Here is a 248-nt window from a genome sequence, read left to right on the forward strand (position 1 = left end):
GCTACGTGCGGGAGAGCGTGGAGGCGTTCGCTGAGCGCTCTGTCGCTTAGCGTTCGTGCCCGCGGTCCTGCGATCCCCCGCGGGGCCGCTGCGGGCGCGCCTGGGCTGCAGGCCGTTGCGTCTTGCTTTGCGCGGGGGTCGGGAAACTGGCGCGCATGAGTCGGTGAAGTTCGTCGCGGTCACGGTTGTCGACGACTGCCTCGAGCGCCTTCTCGAACGCGATCGCGTGCACACGCCGTTGCACCTCG

At 69.8% G+C, this 248-nt stretch carries 1 protein-coding gene; it reads right to left on the reverse strand.

The features are described from left to right. Positions 1–46: 46 nt before the first annotated feature. On the reverse strand, positions 47–248 hold a 202-nt coding region (locus KVT44_RS56515; protein WP_217577086.1), incomplete at its 5' end, for a hypothetical protein.

Source organism: Streptomyces sp. GbtcB7 (assembly GCF_019091445.1).
Lineage (GTDB): Bacteria > Actinomycetota > Actinomycetes > Streptomycetales > Streptomycetaceae > Streptomyces > Streptomyces mirabilis.